The organism is uncultured Pseudophaeobacter sp., assembly GCA_905479575.1.
Lineage (GTDB): Bacteria > Pseudomonadota > Alphaproteobacteria > Rhodobacterales > Rhodobacteraceae > Pseudophaeobacter.
In genome coordinates, this window is sequence record CAJQNB010000020.1 from 28548 (window position 1) to 44584 (window position 16037).

Annotated in this window: 17 protein-coding genes; 13 read left to right on the plus strand and 4 right to left on the minus strand. The window is 59.7% G+C overall.

Features of this window, described 5'->3' with window-relative positions; translation table 11 throughout:
- Positions 1 to 11 precede the first annotated feature (11 nt).
- Entirely contained in the window at positions 12 to 920 is a 909-nt protein-coding gene (locus QZ268_RS07600) for a LysR substrate-binding domain-containing protein (protein WP_295450461.1), read from the minus strand.
- Positions 921 to 1055: 135 nt separating this feature from the next.
- On the opposite strand from QZ268_RS07600, the gene ugpB reads away from it, so the two are divergent.
- From ugpB to QZ268_RS07625, 5 genes are all read left to right on the plus strand, one after another.
- Positions 1056 to 2357: a sn-glycerol-3-phosphate ABC transporter substrate-binding protein UgpB gene (ugpB, locus tag QZ268_RS07605; RefSeq protein ID WP_295450464.1), complete on the plus strand. Its 1302-nt coding sequence runs from the start codon at positions 1056 to 1058 to the stop codon at positions 2355 to 2357.
- A 122-nt stretch (positions 2358 to 2479) separates the two neighbouring features.
- Positions 2480 to 3361 carry a sn-glycerol-3-phosphate ABC transporter permease UgpA gene (ugpA, locus tag QZ268_RS07610; RefSeq protein ID WP_295450467.1) on the plus strand — a complete coding sequence of 294 codons (882 nt, stop codon included), beginning with the start codon at positions 2480 to 2482 and terminating at the stop codon, positions 3359 to 3361.
- Positions 3361 to 4212 (plus strand): sn-glycerol-3-phosphate ABC transporter permease UgpE, encoded by an 852-nt coding sequence (gene ugpE, locus QZ268_RS07615; RefSeq protein ID WP_295450470.1) that lies wholly within the window; start codon positions 3361 to 3363, stop codon positions 4210 to 4212. The genes ugpA and ugpE overlap by 1 nt, the downstream gene beginning before the upstream one ends.
- 11 nt (positions 4213 to 4223) lie before the next feature.
- Complete coding sequence (locus QZ268_RS07620) at positions 4224 to 5294, plus strand: sn-glycerol-3-phosphate import ATP-binding protein UgpC (protein WP_295450473.1); 1071 nt, start codon at positions 4224 to 4226, stop codon at positions 5292 to 5294.
- A complete protein-coding gene (locus tag QZ268_RS07625; protein WP_295450476.1) occupies positions 5294 to 6250 on the plus strand; it encodes a glycerophosphodiester phosphodiesterase family protein in 957 nt (318 codons plus the stop codon). The genes QZ268_RS07620 and QZ268_RS07625 overlap by 1 nt, the downstream gene beginning before the upstream one ends.
- Positions 6251 to 6315: 65 nt before the next feature.
- On the opposite strand, the gene QZ268_RS07630 is transcribed toward QZ268_RS07625, so the two are convergent.
- A complete protein-coding gene (locus tag QZ268_RS07630; protein ID WP_295450479.1) occupies positions 6316 to 6984 on the minus strand; it encodes a TetR/AcrR family transcriptional regulator in 669 nt (222 codons plus the stop codon).
- Positions 6985 to 7062: 78 nt separating this feature from the next.
- Between QZ268_RS07630 and QZ268_RS07635 the strand changes: the two genes are divergently transcribed.
- The 8 genes from QZ268_RS07635 to QZ268_RS07670 all read left to right on the plus strand — a co-directional run bounded on the left by QZ268_RS07635 (position 7063) and on the right by QZ268_RS07670 (position 13624).
- Positions 7063 to 8409, plus strand: a complete 1347-nt coding sequence (locus QZ268_RS07635; RefSeq protein ID WP_295450482.1) for an NAD(P)-binding domain-containing protein — start codon at positions 7063 to 7065, stop codon at positions 8407 to 8409.
- Positions 8406 to 9308: a bile acid:sodium symporter family protein gene (locus QZ268_RS07640; protein ID WP_295450485.1), complete on the plus strand. Its 903-nt coding sequence runs from the start codon at positions 8406 to 8408 to the stop codon at positions 9306 to 9308. Before QZ268_RS07635 ends, QZ268_RS07640 begins: the two co-directional genes overlap by 4 nt.
- Entirely contained in the window at positions 9305 to 10243 is a 939-nt protein-coding gene (locus QZ268_RS07645; RefSeq protein ID WP_295450488.1) for an SDR family oxidoreductase, read from the plus strand. Before QZ268_RS07640 ends, QZ268_RS07645 begins: the two co-directional genes overlap by 4 nt.
- Complete coding sequence (locus QZ268_RS07650; RefSeq protein ID WP_295450490.1) at positions 10243 to 11043, plus strand: SDR family NAD(P)-dependent oxidoreductase; 801 nt, start codon at positions 10243 to 10245, stop codon at positions 11041 to 11043. Before QZ268_RS07645 ends, QZ268_RS07650 begins: the two co-directional genes overlap by 1 nt.
- A 188-nt stretch (positions 11044 to 11231) precedes the next feature.
- Entirely contained in the window at positions 11232 to 11702 is a 471-nt protein-coding gene (locus tag QZ268_RS07655; RefSeq protein ID WP_295450493.1) for an AMP-binding protein, read from the plus strand.
- 366 nt (positions 11703 to 12068) lie between these two features.
- Positions 12069 to 12638, plus strand: a complete 570-nt coding sequence (locus tag QZ268_RS20170; RefSeq protein ID WP_365321675.1) for a hypothetical protein — start codon at positions 12069 to 12071, stop codon at positions 12636 to 12638.
- 457 nt (positions 12639 to 13095) lie between these two features.
- Complete coding sequence (locus QZ268_RS07665) at positions 13096 to 13455, plus strand: thioesterase domain-containing protein (RefSeq protein WP_295450498.1); 360 nt, start codon at positions 13096 to 13098, stop codon at positions 13453 to 13455.
- 1 nt (position 13456) lies between these two features.
- Positions 13457 to 13624: a hypothetical protein gene (locus QZ268_RS07670; RefSeq protein WP_295450500.1), complete on the plus strand. Its 168-nt coding sequence runs from the start codon at positions 13457 to 13459 to the stop codon at positions 13622 to 13624.
- A gap of 368 nt (positions 13625 to 13992) precedes the next feature.
- On the opposite strand, the gene QZ268_RS07675 is transcribed toward QZ268_RS07670, so the two are convergent.
- Together QZ268_RS07675 and ugpC are read right to left on the minus strand one after the other, a co-directional pair.
- Positions 13993 to 14937 (minus strand): ROK family protein, encoded by a 945-nt coding sequence (locus tag QZ268_RS07675; RefSeq protein ID WP_295450504.1) that lies wholly within the window; start codon positions 14935 to 14937, stop codon positions 13993 to 13995.
- The gene (gene ugpC, locus QZ268_RS07680; RefSeq protein WP_295450506.1) at positions 14938 to 16035 is read right to left on the minus strand and encodes a sn-glycerol-3-phosphate ABC transporter ATP-binding protein UgpC; all 1098 of its coding nucleotides are present in this window, start codon (positions 16033 to 16035) and stop codon (positions 14938 to 14940) included.
- Positions 16036 to 16037 lie beyond the last annotated feature (2 nt).

Sequence of the window (16037 nt, forward strand, 5' to 3'; positions counted from 1 at the left end):
GCGCCCATGGGCTAGCGCGACGCGGTCTCGGCGATATAGGGCTGCAGGCTTTCCAAAAAGGTATCGACAAAGTCCAGCGACAGCAGCGACCTGCTGCCAGAGACAGGCCGCAAAATGGACAGCCAGTGAGAGATCTCTGGGTCAAAGGGTCTGGACTGGACGTTTTTTGATTTGAACTGATCGGCGTCCAGGGCGCTGACAACGGAAACCCCCTGACCTTCGGCCACCATCAGGCAAGCGGTTGAAAACTGGCGGACCTCGACCCAGGAATTCAACAAGACACCATGGTCGGCAAAGGCCTGCGACAGGCTGTTGAAAAACGGGCTGCCTTTGCGGGCGTGAATGATTTTTTCATCCGCCAGATCCATCGGCGAGATCTGCTCCAGCTTGGCCAGCCGGTGACCGCGTGGAAAAATACAGACCGTTTTGATCGCAATATCAATGTGCTCAACGGCTGGATGGCCCGTGAACCCATCTGTTATGCCACAGTCATATTGTTCGCCTATGATCCACTCCAGGATCCGCTCCGGGCGGTCCGGCTCAAGCGTGAGATTCACCCCCGGACGTTGCTGTAGAAACTTGGCGAGCAGTTTGGGGAGATGGGAGCTGGCAAAGCCCGGCAGGCAGGCGATCCGCAGATGCCCGGCCGTTCGATCCGTCAAGTCACGGTTGAGTTCTTCGAGATGGCGCAGACTGTCAAAGACCCGGCCGACTTCGGACAACAGATAGCGCGCTTCGCTGGTGGGAATCAGCATGCCGTCCTTGCGCTGGAACAGCTCGATCGCGACCGAGTTGGAAAAGTCTGACAAGAGCCGACTGGTGGCGGGTTGTGAGATGCCCAAAGTTTTTGCAGCACGGGTGACCGACCCCGTCTGCGCAACGGCCTGAAAAGCCTCCAACTGCCTCAGCTTGAATTTCAATGGCTTAGCCTCAAATTTACGGAATATCTGAGGCTATTCATAACATTGTGTTATGCCTGATGTCAAAAAACTTTCACTTGCATTATGCCTGTTTCTGCTCACTCTTTGGGCATCAGATGAACGGGGAGATCTCATATGTCTATCAAATCACTTCTTTGCACGTCGGCCATCCTGGCCTCGACCGCTGGTGTTGCCTTTGCCGAAACCGAGGTTCAGTGGTGGCACGCCATGGGCGGTGCCAATGGCGAACGCGTTAACAAAATCGCCGAAGATTTCAACGCCACGCAGAGCGACTACAAGGTCGTTCCTGTCTACAAGGGCAACTATACCGAAACCATGACCGCCGCGATTGCGGCCTTCCGTGCCAAAGAACACCCGCAGATCGTGCAGGTTTTTGAAGTCGGCACCGCCACCATGATGGCAGCCAAGGGCGCGATCTATCCTGTCGAGCAGCTGATGAAAGACGCCGGCGAGCCCTTTGATGGCGACGCCTTCCTGCCTGCGGTTGTGTCCTACTATGAGACCCCCGAAGGTGAGCTGCTGTCGATGCCTTTCAACAGCTCCACCCCGGTCATGTGGTACAACAAAGACGCGCTGGACGCGGCGGGTGCATCGGTTCCAGAAACCTGGGATGATGTGAAGGTTGCGGCGCAAAAACTGGTCGACAACGGCATGGAATGCGGTGTCTCCTTTGGCTGGCAGTCCTGGGTGATGATCGAGAACTTCTCGGCTTGGCACAACATGGAAATGGGTACCAAGGAAAACGGCTTTGCCGGTTTCGACACCGAGTTCAACTTCAACAACCCTGCGGTTGCTGCCCGTCTGGACGACATTGCCTCGATGACCGAAGGCAACCTGTTCAAATACGGTGGCCGTCGCGGCGACAGCCTGCCGATGTTCACCAATGGTGAATGCGGCATGTGGATGAACTCCTCTGCCTATTATGGTTCGATGAAAAGCCAGGCCGGTTTTGAATTTGGTCAGACCATGCTGCCGCTGGACACCAACCTGGCCGATGCACCGCAGAACTCTGTTATCGGTGGCGCAACCCTGTGGGTTCTGGCCGGTCACGAGGACGAAGAGTACAAAGGCACTGCCAAGTTCCTGACCTACCTGTCTTCGCCAGAAGTACAGGCCTGGTGGCACCAGGAAACCGGCTATGTGCCGATCACCACAGCCGCCTATGAGCTGTCCAAGGAGCAGGGGTTCTATGAAGCTAACCCCGGCACCGACATCGCCATCAAACAGCTGAGCCTGAACACACCAACCCCGAACAGCCGCGGCCTGCGCTTTGGCAACTTTGTTCAGGTGCGTGACGTGATCAACGAAGAGCTGGAAGCCCTTTGGGCAGGCGACAAGTCTGCAACCGACGCGCTGAATTCAGCGGCCGAGCGTGGCAACACCCTGCTGCGCAAGTTCGAACGCTCCGCGAAATAAGCACTGCGTGATGATCTGAGCCATGCCGCCCCTCGGGCGGCATGGTCTCGTTTTGCGCGCTGCCGCAAGCGGCGCATCTCTACCGGGCATCACTCTCTACCGGGCACTACACGGGGCACTCCATGCTGAAACGCGTCCATTTTCCTTCTTCGCCACTGCCCTATCTGCTGGTGGCACCGCAGCTGGCGATTACGCTGGTTTTCTTTATCTGGCCCGCCAGCCAGGCGATGTATCAGTCGTTTCTCATCGAGGATGCCTTTGGCCTGGGGTCCGAATTTGTCTGGTTTGAGAACTTCCAGGCTCTTTGGGGGGACCAGCATTATCTGGATGCCTTTTGGCGGACGGCCATTTTCTCGCTCTTGGTGGCGGCGCTGTCCATGGGGGTGGCGCTGATCCTGGCAGGATTTGCCCAGCGGGTGGTGCGCGGCGCCATGATGTACCGCACCCTGCTGATCTGGCCCTATGCGGTTGCGCCGGTTCTGGCCGGGGCGCTGTGGGTGTTTATGTTCAACCCGACACTGGGGATTTTCCCCTATTTTCTGGACTTTTTCGGCATCGACTGGAACCACTACCTGAACGGCAATCAGGCCATGGCGCTGGTGGTCATGGCTGCCGCCTGGAAACAGGTGGCCTATAACTTTTTGTTCTATCTCGCCGCCATGCAATCGATCCCGAACAGTGTCATCGAGGCCGCCGCTATTGATGGCGCCGGGCCGGGGCGCAGGTTCTTTTCCATCATCCTGCCGCTGATCTCGCCCACCACGTTTTTCCTGCTGGTCATCAACATGGTCTACGCCTTCTTTGAAACCTTCGGCATCATCCATGCCGTGACCCAAGGCGGGCCTGGCTCCTCTACCACGATCCTTGTCTACAAGGTCTTCAACGATGGCTTTGTGGGGCTTGATCTCGGCGGTTCTGCAGCGCAGTCGGTGATCCTGATGGTGCTGGTCATTGCCATGACCGTTGTCCAATTCCGCTATGTTGAAAGAAAGGTGGAATACTGATGGTTGAAAATCGTCCACTTACTGCATTGCTCACCCATTTTGTGCTGGTGCTTGGCGTCATCGCCATTGCCTTGCCGATCTGGATCACCTTTGTCGCCGCCACCCATGATCAGTTTCGTATGAACCAGGTGCCGCTGCCCCTGTGGCCGGGAACGCATTTGTGGGACAATCTGAAACAGACGCTGTTTGGCTCTGGGCTGAGCGGCTCCGAAGGCGCGCCGGTCTGGCTGATGTTGTTCAACAGTCTGGCCATGGCGATGATGATTGCGCTGGGCAAGATCGCCATCTCACTGCTTTCGGCCTTTGCCATCGTCTATTTCCGCTTTCCCTTCCGTATGACCTGTTTCTGGATGATCTTCATCACCCTGATGCTGCCGGTTGAGGTGCGGATCCTGCCCACCTTTGAGGTGGTGGCCAACCTTGGCATGCTGAACAGCTATTGGGGGTTGTCGATCCCGCTGATTGCCTCTGCGACGGCGACCTTCATGTTCCGTCAGGTGTTCCTGACGGTGCCGGATGAGATGCTGGAAAGTGCGCGCATTGATGGGGCAGGGCCGATGCGGTTTTTCTGGGATATTCTGCTGCCGCTGTCGCGCACCAATATCGCGGCGCTGTTTGTGATCCTCTTCATCTTTGGCTGGAACCAGTACCTTTGGCCGCTGCTGATCACCACGGATACCTCGATGACCACCATCGTCATGTCGATCAAACAGATGCTGGAGGCGGCCGAGCAAAGCCCGCAATGGAATATCATCATGACGACCGCCCTTTTGGCGATGATCCCACCGATCTTTGTCGTCATCTCGATGCAAAAGCTCTTTGTGCAGGGCTTGACGGAAACCGATAAATAGGACGCCCCTCAATGGCTGAAATTAAACTGACCGACCTGACCAAATCCTATGGCCCCACCGAAGTGCTGCACCATGTTGAGGGCGAGATCAAAGATGGCGAATTCATCGTCATCGTTGGCCCCTCGGGCTGCGGCAAATCCACCCTGCTGCGCATGGTGGCGGGGCTGGAGACTGTTACCTCTGGCGAGATCGCAATTGCGGGACGCCGGGTGAATGAGCTGGAGCCATCAAAGCGCGATATCGCCATGGTGTTCCAGAACTATGCGCTTTATCCGCATATGAGCGTGCGTGAAAACATGGCTTACGGGCTGAAGATCCGCAAACTCTCCAAGGCTGAGATCAATCAGCGTGTTGAAGAGGCCGCCGATATTCTGGAAATCCGTCAGTATCTGGACCGCAAACCCCGGCAATTGTCCGGTGGCCAGCGTCAGCGGGTTGCCATGGGGCGGGCCATCGTGCGCGATCCGCAGGTGTTCCTGTTTGACGAACCCCTGTCGAACCTGGATGCCAAACTGCGGGTGCAGATGCGGCTGGAGATCCGCAAGCTGCAGCAGCGCCTGGGGGTGACCTCGATCTATGTGACCCATGATCAGGTCGAAGCGATGACCCTGGGCGATCGCCTGATGGTGTTGAATGGTGGCTATGTTGAGCAGTTCGGCACCCCGATTGAGCTCTATGACCGCCCGGCGTCGGTCTTTGTGGCCGGTTTCATTGGCAGTCCGGCGATGAACTTTATCCCCGTCACGGTAGCGGCCGACGGCATGGGGCTGCCAAATGGCGCCAAACTTGCGGCGCCGCAGCTGTCTGAGGCACAGGCGCAGGCGGGGTCGGTTTTGTTGGGCATTCGCCCCGAACATCTGGTGGCGGATGAAAACGGCCCCATTGCCATTGATGTGGATATGGTGGAACAACTGGGCGCCAACACGCTGTTGCATGGCATGCTCAGCGGCACCACCCATGCCATGGTGGCCTCGGTTTCGGGGCATGTGTCTACTCAAACCGGCGCGCAGCATCGGTTTTCTGCCGCACCAGAGCTGCTGCACCTGTTCGACGCCAAGACCGAAAAACGGCTGGAGGCGTGATGCAGTTCCCCCAGCTGGCGGCCTTTACCGGTGGCGATGGTCTGATCCGGGTGATCGGGCATCGCGGTGCGCGCGGTGTGATGCCGGAAAACACCATGGAGGGCTTTGCCTTCACCCTGAACTGTGGGGTGCGCCTGTTGGAATTCGACGTGGTGATGAGCCGCGACGGGGTGCCGGTGATCACCCATAATCACAGCCTGACCGGCTCGATCGTGCGGGACGGGGCCGGCAACTGGCTGCAGGGGGCAGAGCCCAGGGTGTCTGATCTGGATTGGGCCTATCTGGCCGAGATGGATGTGGGCGGGTTGGATGGTCGCAGCGAATACGGCCAGCGCTTTCCCGATCAGGCTTTTCTCTATGGCGCTCGCATTCCACGTCTCAGCGATCTCTGTGCCTTGATTGCCCAGCCGGGTTATCAGGATGTGCATCTGATGCTGGAGATCAAATCCGACCCTGAGACACTACAGGATGCCTCGGCCCGCGCCGCCGTTGTGGCGGCGGTGGTGGCTGACGTTCGCGCCCTGGGGCTGACGCAGCGCACCTTGATGCACAGCTTTGACTGGGCGCTTTTGGCGGAATGTGCCCGCCAGGCACCTGAAATGCCGACCTCTTTTCTCACGCAGATGCCGCAAAATGCAGCGGATATCGGCGAAGATCACGCCACCCCTGCGGTTCCCGGTCTGACTGAGGCCGACGCCAGCCCGCCTGACCTGGTGGCCGCAGCAGGTGGCGCGCTGTGGTGCCCCTATTACCTGGATGTGACCGCGGCGCAGGTGGCGCGGGCACATGCCCTGGGCCTGCGGGTTGCGGTCTGGACGGTGAATGAGATGGAAGACATCGACCGGATGATTGCTTTGGGCGTTGATGGCATTGTCACCGACTACCCAGGCCGGGTGCAGCGCAGGTTGCTGGCGCTGGACCATGTTTGGACGGAACAGGCGGCACTTGCCGTTTAGGCACAGGTTCTCGCACAGGCTCTGGCACTGACACTGGCGCGTTGTGTGGGGCCGGGTGCCTGGCCCTAGGATCTAAATCCCGCCTCGCAAAAGGCCAACAAGTGCGCGGTGAGATCCGCAGCCAGGTCCCCGGCTGCATCCTGCGGGCGCGCGCTGTCTGCGAGGCCTGCAATTCGCCAGCGCGAGGTGCAAAGGGACAGCATTGCAGAGACCATAAAGACAAAATGGGTGCTGATCTTTTGCTGCGAGCTCTCGGGCAGGATTGCTGCAATCTCCGCAAGAAAGACCCTGACGGTTGGGTCAAAACAGCGCTGTGCAATATGCTGCCAGCGCACATCCGACGAGACATGGGCGATCAGCCGACCATAGGCCGACCAGGCGGCGCCGCCATTCAGGGTCTTGTCGATGAAAGGCGCAATAAAGCAGGTCAGAATCCGGCGCAGGGTGAGCGGACCTTCGGTTTTGGCTAAGGCAAGGGCATCTTGTCTGAGCCGGGCCAGTTCCTGCGCCCGCCGGGTGACCACAGTGGCAAACAGCGCCTCTTTGCTGCCGCCGTGATGATTGACCAGGGCCCCCTGCACATCGGCGGCGCGGGCGATGTCACGAATCGAAGCCCCTTCAAACCCACGCTCTGAAAACAGCTGCTCTGCGGCATCATAAATGCGCTCACGAGTCGCCAAAGAGCGCTTGCTCGGCGCACGTTGTCGTTGATTTTCTTTCACTTTTTCGGTCATGGCAGAAATACCTTGCCCTATTTTTAACAGTCGTTCAATCTAAAAGAGCGCCTGATGGCGCACCAGGGAGGAAAAATGATGACGGCACAGACAAACGCGGCGCAAGAGAGCGTCGCGGCGGATAGGTTTGCACTGATTGGGGCGGGGCCCATGGGGCTGGCCATGGCAAAACTGTTGAAAGAACAGGGCATTCCCTTTCAGGGGTTCGAGCTGCATTCGGACGTGGGGGGGCTGTGGGACATCGATGCGCCGCAATCGACCATGTATGAAACCGCGCATTTGATTTCGTCCAAAAAGATGACTCAATTTCACGACTTTCCAATGGCCGAAGAGGTTGCCGAATACCCCTCGCACTGGGAAATGCGCCGCTATTTTTGCGATTTTGCCCGTCACTATGATCTCTACAAAGACTACGCTTTTAACTGTCAGGTGCTGTCCTGTGATCCCCTGGGGGGCAGCGGCGATGGCTGGCGCGTGACCTGGCGCGATGGCGAGGGGCAGGAGCACAGCGCGATCTTTGCCGGTGTATTGATCGCCAATGGCACCCTGGCAGAGCCCAATCTACCCAGCTTCAAAGGTCACTTTGACGGCGAGCAGATCCATTCGGCCCAGTACCGCGACCCGCGCCAGTTTGCCGACAAGCGGGTGTTGATTGTCGGGGCGGGGAATTCCGGTTGCGACATTGCCGTGGATGCCATCCACCACGGGGTGAGCTGCGATATCTCGATGCGGCGCGGATACTATTTTGTGCCCAAATACGTCTTTGGCAAACCGGCGGATACCATGGGCGGTGCCATTCGCCTGCCGATGTGGCTAAAGCGCCGGGTCGATGGGATGATCCTGAAATGGTTTGTTGGCGATCCGCAAAAATACGGCTTTCCCAAGCCGGATTATGCGCTCTATGAGAGCCACCCGGTGGTGAATTCGCTGATCCTGTTTCATGCGGGCCATGGCGACCTGACTGTGCGCCCTGATATCGACCATATCGACGGCAAAACGGTGCATTTTACCGATGGCTCACAGGCGGATTATGACATGATCCTGACCGCCACCGGTTATTTGCTGCACTACCCTTTTATCGACAAAGAGCTGCTGAACTGGCAAGGCGCGGCACCACATCTCTACCTCAATTGCATGCATCCCAAACGCGACGACCTGTTTGTGCTGGGCATGGTCGAGGCCTCGGGGCTGGGCTGGCAGGGGCGCCATGAACAGGCGGAAATGGTGGCGCGCTATATCAAGGGGCTGCGGGATGGCTCTGCGGGGGCGGCGCAGCTGAAACGGGAAAAATCCGCAGGGTTTGAGCGGGCAACCGGCGGCATGAATTACCTGAAACTGGCGCGTATGGCCTATTACGTGGACAAGGCAACCTACCGCAAGGCCGTCACCGGCTGGATCGCGGCCCTGACCGGGGGGCGGGCATGACCGATCTTGATACAGTTGTTCTGAACTTCAGCGGTGCCAGCTTGATGGTGATGAACGCCATTCTTGCCATCGTGATGTTTTCCATCGCGCTGGATCTGAAGCCCAGCGACTTTGCCCGACTGGCACGGGCTCCCAAACCTGTAGTGACCGGGTTGATTTCGCAGTTTATCGTGCTGCCCGCGCTGAGCTTTTTGCTAGTGCTTATAGTGGAGCCTCGGGCCTCTATTGCGCTGGGGCTGATCCTGGTTGCCGCCTGTCCGGGTGGCAATATCTCAAACTTCATCACTCATCGGGCCGGGGGCAACGCGGCGCTGTCGGTGTCGATGACCGCCTTTGCCACCGTTGGGGCGATCCTGATCACTCCGCTCAACATCGCCTTTTGGGGCCAGCTTTACGCGCCGACGCGGGAGATTTTGAACCGGGTGGAGATTGACCCGGTGCAGATTGCGACAACGGTGTCGCTGATGTTGGTGCTGCCGCTGGTGCTGGGGATCTTTCTCAACAGTCGCCGCCCGGCATTGGCCGACCGGGTGCGGCGGCCAATGCAGAACCTGTCGATGTTGATTTTTCTGGCCTTTGTGGTGCTTGCGCTTGCGGCGAATTGGGCCTTCTTTCTGCAGTTTGCGCCTTTTGTGGGCGGGTTGGTGGTGCTGCATAACGCCATCGCGCTGGCTGCGGGCTATGGCACCGCTTCGCTGGCGGGGCTGAGCGACTATGATCGGCGTGCCATCACCATCGAGACCGGCATTCAGAACTCGGGCCTGGGGCTGGTGCTGATCTTTGGCTTTTTTAACGGTCTGGGCGGCATGGCCGTGGTGGCGGCACTTTGGGGGATTTGGCACGCGGTGTCCGGTCTCTGCCTGGCCCAAATCATGTCCCGGCGGGAGGCAAGACGATGACAAAGGTTCTGATCACTGGCGCGGCAGGGGATGTTGGCTCGGCCCTGCTGCACGCGTTGGCGCAGGCTGAGGGTAGTCCCTATGAGGTGGTGGCGACAGATATACGGTCGCCGGTAGTTCTGCCTGCGGGGATCCGGTTTGAACCGCTGGATGTGCGCGGCGATGATCCTGATCGGCTGATCGGGCAAGAGCGCCCGGATGTGGTGATCCATCTGGCCTCCATTGTTGCGCCAACGACGCGTGATTTTGCCCATGGCGTCGATGTTGTTGGCTCGCGCAATGTGCTGGCGGCCTGTGTGAGGCACGGGGTCAAACGTCTGGTGGTGACCTCTTCCGGGGCGGCCTATGGCTATCATGCGGACAATGCGCAGCCACTGACTGAGAGCGATCCCCTCCGGGGCAACCGCGAGTTCGCCTATTCGGACCATAAGCGCCAGGTCGAAGAAATGCTGGCGACAGCCCGCGCCGATACCCCTGCGTTGGAGCAGGTGGTGCTGCGGGTTGGGACCGTGCTGGGGGCGGGGCTGGAGAACCAAATCACCGCGCTGTTTCACAAACCGCGCCTGTTGGCCATTGCGGGCTGTGACAGCCCCTTTGTCTTTATCTGGACCCGCGATCTGGCACGGATTCTGAAACGGGCAGTGGCAGAGGGGCCGCCGGGAATTTTCAACGTGGCCGGCGACGGGGCGCTGGGGGTTTCGGATCTGGCGCGGGCGATGAATAAACCAGTGCTGCGCCTGCCGGCCTGGGGGCTTAAGGTGGCGCTGGCCATCGCTCATCCTTTGAAACTGTCGCGCTATGGTCCGGCTCAGGTGCGGTTCCTGCAATATCGTCCGGTGCTGGATAACAGCGCCCTGAAGACGCGGTTTGGCTATGTGCCGGATTTGACCAGCGCCGAGGTCTTTGCGCTGTGGCAAAAGGCGGCGGGGCTGTGATGACAAACGGGAACCACAACAAAACGGCTATTATCACCGGCGGAGCAGGGGGGCTGGGCCTGGCCCTGGATGCCGGGTTGCGGCAGGCGGGCTGGTCTACAGTCTTGATCGACTTGCCGGGACCTGCGCTTGCGGCCCTGCCTGCAGTGAAGGGGCGGCAAATCATTGGCTGTGATCTGACGGATGCCGCCGCCATGGGCACGCTGTGTGAGCAGATCCGTGACGATCAGGGCTCAATTGATCTGGTGGTCTATAATGCGGGCATCACCTGGATTGGCGCCTGCGCCGATCTGAGCCCAGAGGCGCATCGAAAGGTTTTTGATATCAATTACTTTGCGGCAACGGAAATGGCTCAGGCCCTGCTCGGGGACCTGCGCCGGGCCAAGGGCACCCATCTGGCGATTTCATCGGTTGCCGGGTTTAGCCCGCTGTTGCACCGCACCGCCTATGCCGCCAGCAAACACGCGCTGGAGGGGTTCTTCAAATCCCTGCGCTGCGAAGAAAAGCCATATGGGGTCCGGGTGGCGATTGCCGCGCCCAGTTTTGTGGCGACCAATATTGGCCGATCCGAGGCCAAAACCAATGGCATTGCCCGCCCAGGGTCGGCGGTGGACGGGGTGGATTACATGACCCCCGAAGAGGCTGCGGCAGAGATCCTTAAGGGGCTGAAGCGGGGCAAAAGCATCATTCCCGTGGGGCGGGTGGCGCGATTGTCCTGGATCATCAATCGAGTGTCGCCGGGGCTTTTTGAATGGCTGATGCAGCGAAAGATCGGCGCAGGCCCTGCAAAGGAACAGTAGATCAACTGGCGCAACTATGACCATCCCGGCCCAGTCGTTAACCAAAGTTAACGCAAAACGCGGGTTTAGGAACGGATCTTTTGATCTTTCAAGGTACGGCGAATAGGAGACTTTTATTCAATCGATTTCGTCGTCCTGCGGCATTGTATCGTTAAATTTGGGGGCTGTGGTACATTTGGAGGACAATTGTGCGCTGGCCCGTCATGCTGCGCTTGGGTTTCTGGCCTGCCTGCACGCCCAAGTGGTGGCGCCTTTGCACCCAGACTACACCACCGAAGAATTTCTTTTTATCTCAAGCCGTGGTTGGGCTGTTGGGAGAGGGCGCCAGCGCCGCAGCCCATGCCGCAGTTGCCGCTGCGGGTCTTGCCAGCCTGACGCTTGATGACGCACTGTTTCAGTCCCCCCCGCCGGGGTCCGATCTGCCAGCCATGTCTGAGCCCGGCGCAGCGGGGCTTATCCTGCATACCTCCGGCGCCACGGCGCGCCCCAAGATGGTGCAGCTGACCCAGCAGAATCTGGCGATCTCCTGCGGCAATTTCGCCCAGTCTCAGGAGCTGAGCGATCAGGATATCTCGCTCTGCGCCATGCCGCTGTTTCATATCCATGGATTGATGGCCTGCCTCGGGGCCGCGTTGGTTTCGGGGGCAGCTGGACGATGAGGGCTATCTGACCCTCACCGGGCAGCGCAAGGAGCAGGTCAATCGCGGCGGGCAAAAGATCTCTCCGCGCGAAATCGACGAGGCCCTGCTCGACATCGACGGCATCACCGATGCAGTGGCTTTTGTATAACCACATCAAAGCCTTGGCGAGGATCTTGTGGTGGCAGTCTACCTGGGCGACGACGCAGGTCTCACCCCGGAGGCAACCCGCACCCAACTGTTTGCCCGGCTGATTGACTACAAAGTCCCCAGCCAGACCGCAGTGGTCGATGCCATCCCCGTCGGGGCGACCCGCTGTTGCGTCTGCGGGCTTGCCGGGTTGGTTAACAGGCCTGGCTGCTGCATCTGGTCTATCACCACGCGATCATGGATGGCTGGTCAGTTGGGCAGTTCTGCGAGGAGCTGGGGCAGCTCTATGGGCAGTCTTCCAGTGCAAAAGCCGGTGCAAATGCGGGTGCAAAAGCCGGTGCAAATCTCTGCGGGAAAGCGGATCGCCCTCTGAATGATTTTGCCGATCACGCCCGAGATCTGGAACAGCAGCCCCAGGGGGCGGCTGTCGCGCAGAACCCGGCCTCATTCGCACCGCTGCCAGAGCTGTCGCTGCCCTTTGACTTTGCCCCGCCGACACAGCCTTCTTATGGTGGCAAAAGCACGCCGCTGCAGATTGGCGCGCAGACCTGGTCTGCCCTTGAGGCGATGGCGAAATCCCTGCATGTATCGCCCATATCTGTGCTGCTTTGGCGCAGACACTGGAGCAGGCTCTGGCGCTGGGCATCCCCCAGGTCAGCGCCCAGGAGGGGCGCTCGCGGGTGCTTTCCTGTGATGTCGTCGCCCCAAGCCCGCCGGTGGGAGAGCTGTTGGCCCGGGCCTTTGATCACTATGGGGACCAACCCGCCCTGCGCTCTGGTGATCGGCTGCTGTCGACCAGCGCCGTGATCCCTGGCATATTGTTGAGTGCCTGCGCGATACCGCGCCGCATCATTTCTTTGCCACAGCCTCTTTGTGGGGAATGCTATTGCAGGCAAATCTGTCCTCGGCCTGGGTTCCAGCACTGGTGGCCCAGTGTGATGCGCTGCCTCTGACCCCCTCGGGCAAACTGGACCGCAGAGCGCTGCCGCGTCGTAGCAAGGCGCTCTTTGCGACTCGTTTTACATCCCGGAATGCGGCATATGACCCATAATTTAACCCCGCACCCCGCTTGCATGGCGGTGCAGAAGGGGACATCGGAGCGGATCTGGCTCCGGCTATTTTGCAAGGATGGCACCAAGCCCTGGTCTGCACCAAAGCAGGCAGTGGACCGGACCCGCTTGTCTTTCTGCCCGGCCTGGTGCCGACAGGGCCAAATCTGACGGATATGATGGCCCAGGCGCCCCAGGATCTGAACTGCTATTTAATGCAAAGACCTGTGGCTGCGGCCTTGGCCACCCCGCGCAGCTTTGCGGATCACACGCGCTGTTATGCAAGGGTTCTGGATCACAGCGATCCAGAGGCCAAACTGCATCTGACCGGGTTTTCCTATGTCGGTGCCGAGGCATTTGAAACCGCGCGCCAGCTTGCAGCGTTGGGGTCTGCGCCTGCCAGCCTGACGGTTATCGATCATGGGCCGGTGTTTCGCAGACAGTGGCCGGTGGATCCGACCTGGGGCGGGGAGGCTATTCGGGCTGAAAAACGGCGGCGCACCCATGTTTTTTCCACCCTGGGCGGCCTTGGTTGCCGATCAGCTGGCCTTGGATATGGGGAAAGAGTGCACTGATATGCTGGCGGATTGGATCAAGACTGCCGACCTGCTGCCACCCAAGGGGGTTCCTGCCCTGGCCTGGCACGGGGCACGGGCGCAGGCGTTGCTGCGCTTGCAGAACCCGCAGGCGGCGTTGACAGAGGTCGAGATAGCGCGCCAGCGCCAGCACTCATTTGGCCGGTAAGCGGATACGTGAGCTTGAGGTGATCTATGCGGAGCTCCTGCAGCAGGTGGACCGCATGGACGACGCAACGGCGGTGTTGGTGCACGCCAATAAACTTGGTGCGACCCGATCGGATATCTCGATTGCCTTGGGGATTTGCCTGGCCAAGCAAGGGAAGTTTCACAGGGCCTTGTCTTTGTTGGCACCTGCAAAAGACACCAAAGACTGCACCCCCGACCTGTTGTTCTGGCTGGCGCAGGCAGAGCAGGGGGCGCAGGCAGAGCAAGGGGCACTGGCAGGGCAAGGGGCACAGGCAGAGCAGGCGGCAGGGGAGTTGGCAGCGGTGTATCGGCACCCCAACTGGTTTACGCAGGTCAGGAGGCCAGAGATCACCGGTTTGGCAGCGCAACCCCGGCGCAGCCTTTCAAGGCGGCCCCGTCATCAAGGATGCAAAACACCGGGGCGGTCAGGTCCGGGAACTGGGGATCTGGCCGCCCATAGGCCTGTAAAAAGGCGGATTTGGCGGGGCTCGTCAGCAGATTACGGGCCAGGGTTCCGGCAAAATACAGCCCACCACGGGGCAAAAATCCCTTGATGAGGTTGCGGCTCAGCAGCGCCAGGAGTTCTGCGTAGAACCCGGTAAAGGCCGCGACGCTATCATTGTGAGAGGCCGCTGCCATGATCGCAGCGGCATTGTGCAGCTGCGGGGCATCCGGTGCCCAGGCCGCATAGAGCGCCGCAAAGCCACGGCCGGAAAAGCAGCGCTCTATGGTGGTGAAATCAGTGGCTTTGGCGCCGATCTGCGCCTGCAGCGCCTGATACAGATCCAGCGGCAAGGCGACATGGCCAAATTCAGATTTCAGACTGACAACGCCGTGATCCGCAGCAATCACCGGGCTGACATTAAACCCGGTGCCGATCCCGATGACCAGCTTTTGCCCCAGAGGATCTGCCGCGTTCAGTGGCTGGACCTCGACCAGTTCGTGTTCCGACAGCTCGGCGAGACTATGCCCCATTGCGCTGAGATCATTTAACAAACAGACCGGAATATTGCCCATATTCTGGGACAGTTCCCGCGACGAGAGATTCCAGCCGCGATTGGTCATCTGGGTATTTTGATCCCCCGCAGGCCCATTGACCGGACCAGCAACGGCAATCACCATTTCAGCGATTGCGGTCTGTGCTGTATCGCGGAGATACCGCCCCAGCAGATCTGAAAAGCTGGCAAAATCTTCGTTCCGGTAGCTCTGCACCGCCTGCAAAGGCTGGCCTGCTGCCGTGCTCAGCGCCAGACGGCAATTGGTGCCGCCAAGATCCGCAACCAGACGCCGCATCTAGTTCAACCGCTCGCCGGTATCCGGCGCAAAGAAGGACACCTTACCGAGATCAAAGGCCAGATCCAGCAGGGTGCCAGGCTGGGCTTTGGTTTCGGCATGCAGCCGTGCGGTGACCTGTTTGCCCCCCAGTTCCGAGACCACATAGGTATCGGCGCCGGCCGGTTCCACCAGATCAATACGGCATTGGGCGGCCTGAACCGATGCACCGCTGCGGAACCCGGCTTCGGCGATATCTTCGGGGCGCAGGCCCAGGATGACATCCTCGGGCAGGTCTTGCGAATGCGGGCTTTGCAGCACCATCGGGGCGCCCTCGGGGCGGGCGATTTCGATCTGGGTCCCGTTGCCTGCCTGTTGGGTGCGCGCCGGGATCAGGTTCATTGCAGGGGAGCCCATGAAATCGGCGACAAACAGATTGGCCGGGTGGTTATAGATCTCGGCTGGGGTGCCGATTTGCTGCACCACGCCGCCCTTCATCACCACAATTTTGGTCGCCAGGGTCATCGCCTCGATCTGGTCATGGGTGACATAGACCATGGTAGCGCCCAGGTTCTGGTGCAGTTTCTTGATTTCTGATCGCATACTGACCCGCAGCTTGGCATCCAGGTTCGACAGCGGCTCGTCAAACAGGAACAGCTTGGGGTCGCGCACCAGGGCGCGGCCCATGGCAACCCTTTGCCGTTGGCCGCCTGACAGCTGCCCGGGGCGACGATCCAGCAGCGGCTCAATCTGCAACTGCTGCGCCACCTCGGCCAGTTTGCGGGCCTGGGTGGCGGCATCTATGCCGCGCACCTTCATGCCAAAGGTGATGTTTTTGGCCACCGTCATGGTGGGGTAGAGCGCATAGGACTGAAACACCATGGCGATATCGCGGTCCTTGGGGCTGACCTGGGTCATGTCGCGCCCGCCAATGCGGATCGACCCGCCTGAAATAGGCTCCAGCCCGGCGATACAGTTGAGCAGGGTGGATTTGCCACAGCCCGAGGGGCCGACAAGCACCAGAAAATCGCCGGGGTTGATGGCGACATTGACCTCCTTGAGGATTTCCACCGCGCCGTAGTTTTTGCTGAGGGACTGGATGTCCAGGATCGGGGTCATAA

Coding starts and splice junctions, on each gene's coding strand:
- QZ268_RS07640 (WP_295450485.1), top strand. CDS start 8,406: ATGACCGATCTTGATACAGTTGTTCTGAACTTCAGCGGTGCCAGCTTG.
- ugpB (WP_295450464.1), top strand. CDS start 1,056: ATGTCTATCAAATCACTTCTTTGCACGTCGGCCATCCTGGCCTCGACC.
- QZ268_RS07620 (WP_295450473.1), top strand. CDS start 4,224: ATGGCTGAAATTAAACTGACCGACCTGACCAAATCCTATGGCCCCACC.
- QZ268_RS07665 (WP_295450498.1), top strand. CDS start 13,096: ATGCAAAGACCTGTGGCTGCGGCCTTGGCCACCCCGCGCAGCTTTGCG.
- QZ268_RS07625 (WP_295450476.1), top strand. CDS start 5,294: ATGCAGTTCCCCCAGCTGGCGGCCTTTACCGGTGGCGATGGTCTGATC.
- QZ268_RS07630 (WP_295450479.1), bottom strand. CDS start 6,984: ATGACCGAAAAAGTGAAAGAAAATCAACGACAACGTGCGCCGAGCAAG.
- ugpA (WP_295450467.1), top strand. CDS start 2,480: ATGCTGAAACGCGTCCATTTTCCTTCTTCGCCACTGCCCTATCTGCTG.
- QZ268_RS07650 (WP_295450490.1), top strand. CDS start 10,243: ATGACAAACGGGAACCACAACAAAACGGCTATTATCACCGGCGGAGCA.
- QZ268_RS07670 (WP_295450500.1), top strand. CDS start 13,457: ATGCTGGCGGATTGGATCAAGACTGCCGACCTGCTGCCACCCAAGGGG.
- QZ268_RS07635 (WP_295450482.1), top strand. CDS start 7,063: ATGACGGCACAGACAAACGCGGCGCAAGAGAGCGTCGCGGCGGATAGG.
- ugpE (WP_295450470.1), top strand. CDS start 3,361: ATGGTTGAAAATCGTCCACTTACTGCATTGCTCACCCATTTTGTGCTG.
- ugpC (WP_295450506.1), bottom strand. CDS start 16,035: ATGACCCCGATCCTGGACATCCAGTCCCTCAGCAAAAACTACGGCGCG.
- QZ268_RS20170 (WP_365321675.1), top strand. CDS start 12,069: ATGGATGGCTGGTCAGTTGGGCAGTTCTGCGAGGAGCTGGGGCAGCTC.
- QZ268_RS07645 (WP_295450488.1), top strand. CDS start 9,305: ATGACAAAGGTTCTGATCACTGGCGCGGCAGGGGATGTTGGCTCGGCC.
- QZ268_RS07675 (WP_295450504.1), bottom strand. CDS start 14,937: ATGCGGCGTCTGGTTGCGGATCTTGGCGGCACCAATTGCCGTCTGGCG.